Origin of the sequence: Streptomyces ossamyceticus, from assembly GCF_001418475.1 — a bacterium.
Lineage (GTDB): Bacteria > Actinomycetota > Actinomycetes > Streptomycetales > Streptomycetaceae > Streptomyces > Streptomyces ossamyceticus.
Genome location: NZ_LIQX01000848.1, coordinates 1 through 3404 on the forward strand (window position 1 = coordinate 1; position 3404 = coordinate 3404).

Here is a 3404-nt window from a genome sequence, read left to right on the forward strand (position 1 = left end):
CCCCTCCACCCCGGTCCTGCGCCCCGCCCCGCTGCCCATCCCGGCGCAGGCCACCTCGGACGAGAGGCACGCGGCACGCGAGCTGGAGAGCCGCCGACAGGGGACGGCGTTCGCACGGGGCAGGGTCCGCGTCATGCCGCACGAGGCGGCGGACGAGAGCCGGCTGAGGGACGCCGGGTTCCCCGCGCGCAAGCTGCTGGAGGACTTCGACCCGGACCACCCGCGCACCTTCGACCGGCAGCTCCTGGCCCGCCTCGGGACGCTGGACTTCCTGGCCGCACGGCGCAACGTCGTCTTCGTCGGCGCCCCCGGCACCGGCAAGACGCACCTCGCGATCGGCCTCGGCGTCCGGGCCTGTCAGGCGGGGAACCAGGTGCGGTTCGCCACCGCCGAGGAGTGGGCCGCGCGGCTGGCCGGGGCACGGGCGGAGGGCCGGCTCGCCGGGGAACTGTCCGCGCTCGACGCCTGCCCCCTGCTGATCGTCGACGAGGTCGGCTATCTGCCCTTCGACCCCGACACCGCCCGGCTCCTCTTCCAACTCGTCGCCCACCGCTACGAGCGGGCCTCCCTTATCGTCACCAGCGACCGCCCCCTCGGCCGCTGGGACGAGATCTTCGGCGGGGCCGCCCCGGCCGTCGTGGACCGGCTCGCGCACCACGCCGACATCGTCCGCCTCGAAGGGGACAGCTACCGGCTGCGCCGGGTCCCCCCGGCGGGCTGAGTCACTTCAGGAGGCTGACGTTCTGGATGAGCGGCCCTTCCACGGTGAGCCCCTCCCCGACCATCGTGCCGAGTTCGGGGAGGGGCAGCGGGTTGGCCGCGGCGGGTGAGGCGAGCACACCGACCAGGGCGGCTGCGGCGAGGGCGCAGAGCAGTGCGGGGATGGGACGCATACGGCCTGTGAACCTTTCGAGCGTGGACGTCGATCTCGATCGGACACAGGGTGGCTGCCCGGCGGCCCCCGCCCCGATGCGCACGCCCCTTTACGGCCCCTCGTCGGAGGGAAAACCGGGGGTGGCCTGCATGAACACCCGCGTACGCCCGAACGGGTGACAGTCGGGCGGTGATTTGATCATGGACGGAGGGCGGGCAGGAGGATGCCTCACCCAGTCACCCGGCGTCAGATCGAGTCGTCCGCCAGCTCGGCGACGCCCGTGATCCGGTGCAGCGGGAACGTGCGGACCTCGTCCGCCGTGTGGTCGTACGCCGTCACGAAACCGCCCTCCACGCGCACCGGGGCGATGACGCGCTGGCTGGCGGAGCCCTCGGCGTTGACGTAGCCGATCCACAGGGCCTCACCGGTGAGGACGGCGGCCTGCATCGTGGCGAGGGTCTCGGCGGAGCTGGTGCGCGGCAGCGTCCCGGACGGGACCGGGGTGCCGCTCGTCCGCCGGGGCGCCGTCGACGCCAGATCACCGGCGCGGATGGCCCGGATCGCGGCGGCCAGCAGGGTGTCGTCGGGGGCCGGCGGACCGTCCGGGACGGGCTCCGGGGCCGTACGGGCCGGGGTGCGGTGGGCGAGGGCGCGGGTGATCAGGACGTCGCCCTCCGCGGACTCCGCGGCCGGCGCGTACCCCATCGCGCGCAACCCCTCCAGCAGCGCCGCCGGGTCCGCCTGCGCGGCGAGCACCGTCGGCGCGAGGCGGCGCAGCCCGAGCCCCTGCGACCGCTTGTCCGCGAGGATCTCGCTGAGCATCGCGTCGTCGTCGCACCGCACGTATGCCGACGCCGCGCCGATCCGCAGGTGCCCGTGGCGCCTGGCCACGTCGTCGATCAGATACGCGAGGGGCTGCGGCACCGGCGTACGGGAGTGGGCGTTCAGGAAGTCATGCAGGTCGGACGCGGTCTGACCGGCGTCGAGTGCCCGGCGCACCGACCCCGGCGTGAACCTGTAGACCGTCGCGCCACCCTTCGACTCCACGTCCGCCACCACGCCCAGCATGTCGGCGAGCGGACGGCGCAACGGGCCCGGCGCGACCGCCGTCAGATCCGCCTGGAGCAGCACATGGTCGAGCGGTTCGGGCAGCAGTGGCGCGAGGAGCCGGGCGGCACGGGCCGCCGCCACGGTCCGTTCGACCACCGGGACCGGGGACGGGAAAGGGGCCGCCGGGGTGGGCACGTGATGGGCGGGGAGCTTGTCGCCCGGCGTCTCCGGCAGGTCGGCGGTCGCGGCGGTCCCCGGCGGCAGACCGAGGAGGGCCCGCCCGTGCGAGGACAGCGCGCCCCGCCCGGTGATCCCGAGGGACTCGGCCTCGGCGAGCGTCCAGCGTGCCAGCCGGGCCCGCAGATCGTCCGGCTGCCCGCCCTGCGCCTGCGGCGCCCGGCCCTGCTTGGGCGCCGGGCCCTGCTCGGCCCGGACCGGCGGCTGCGCGGCCTGCGAGGGCTGTGCGGCTCTGGTGGGGCGCTCCCAGTGGAGCCGCGCCAGAACGGAGTCGGGGGTGGGCGAGGTGCCCTCGGGCAGCCCGGCGAGCAGGGTGAGCACCCGGTGCCGGACCTCGGGCGCGGCCGAACGGTCCAGGCCGGGGCCCAGCGCCGACAGCGTGCGCTCCTTGGCGTCCCGCTCGCCGACCACACCCGGCGTACGGGTCGCCGCCAGCCAGGCCGACGCCAGCCCCGCCCAGCGCTCCGCCGGAGGCAGCTCCAGCCACGCGTCGTACGCGGGGGTCGCCGCGTACCGCTCGTCGGCCTCCCCGTCCGAGGCCAGCAGGCCCGCGGCGTAAGCGAGTTCCACCCAGAAGGCGGCGACCGGCTCGGGCACGTCGAGGGCGACGGCCGTCCGCTTCAGGTCGCGGACGCTCAGGCCGCCGGCCCGCAGCACCGCCGGGCCGCCCTCGTCCCAGTCCTTCAGCAGCTCCTCCATGGTCGCGAGGGCCGTGTACGCCTGCCCGGCCGCCGTCGCGTCCACCACCTGGGGGCGGTGTGCGCCCGCCGCCTCGACGGCCGGCGGCACCGGCTCGACCGTCCGGTGCGCCCGCCCCGCCCGCAGATGCAGGGCGACCTCGCGGGGGATGACGACCGTGCCGGGGGCGGTGGGCAGCAGCAGACCACGGTCGAGGAGCCAGCGCAGGTGGGGCGCCGGGTTCGCGGTGACCTGGCCGTACGGCGGCCCCCACACCAGGCGCGTCAGCACGTCCAGGGCCTCGGCGGGCGCGGTGCCGAGGAGCGCGGCCATGCGGGGCCCGTCGGTGAACAGGCCGGAGAGGGAGGCGACGGCGGACACCGAGTCGTGCGTGCGGGGCAGGCCCACCGCCGTGACGATCTCCTGCACCCGGCCCGGCGACATGCCCGCCGTCGCCTCGCCGACGGTGGGGCCCAGGCCGGTGGGGGACGGGTGCTGCGGCGACGGGGCGAGCAGCTCACGGGCCGTGCGGACGAGGCGGAGCCGGCTGTCGGGGCCCCACACC

General features: G+C 76.3%; 3 protein-coding genes. 1 reads left to right on the forward strand and 2 read right to left on the reverse strand.

The genetic code is table 11. From position 1 onward, the window contains the following. The coding region (gene istB, locus AOK15_RS39645; RefSeq protein WP_167738920.1) for an IS21-like element helper ATPase IstB at positions 1 to 721 on the forward strand (721 nt) is incomplete at its 5' end. Between the two features lies 1 nt (position 722). Here istB and AOK15_RS45925 read toward each other — a convergent pair. Next, entirely contained in the window at positions 723 to 893 is a 171-nt protein-coding gene (locus tag AOK15_RS45925; protein ID WP_167738921.1) for a hypothetical protein, read from the reverse strand. Between the two features lie 227 nt (positions 894 to 1120). Further along, positions 1121 to 3404: helicase-associated domain-containing protein (locus AOK15_RS39650; RefSeq protein ID WP_240508812.1), on the reverse strand; the 2284-nt coding region annotated here is incomplete at its 5' end.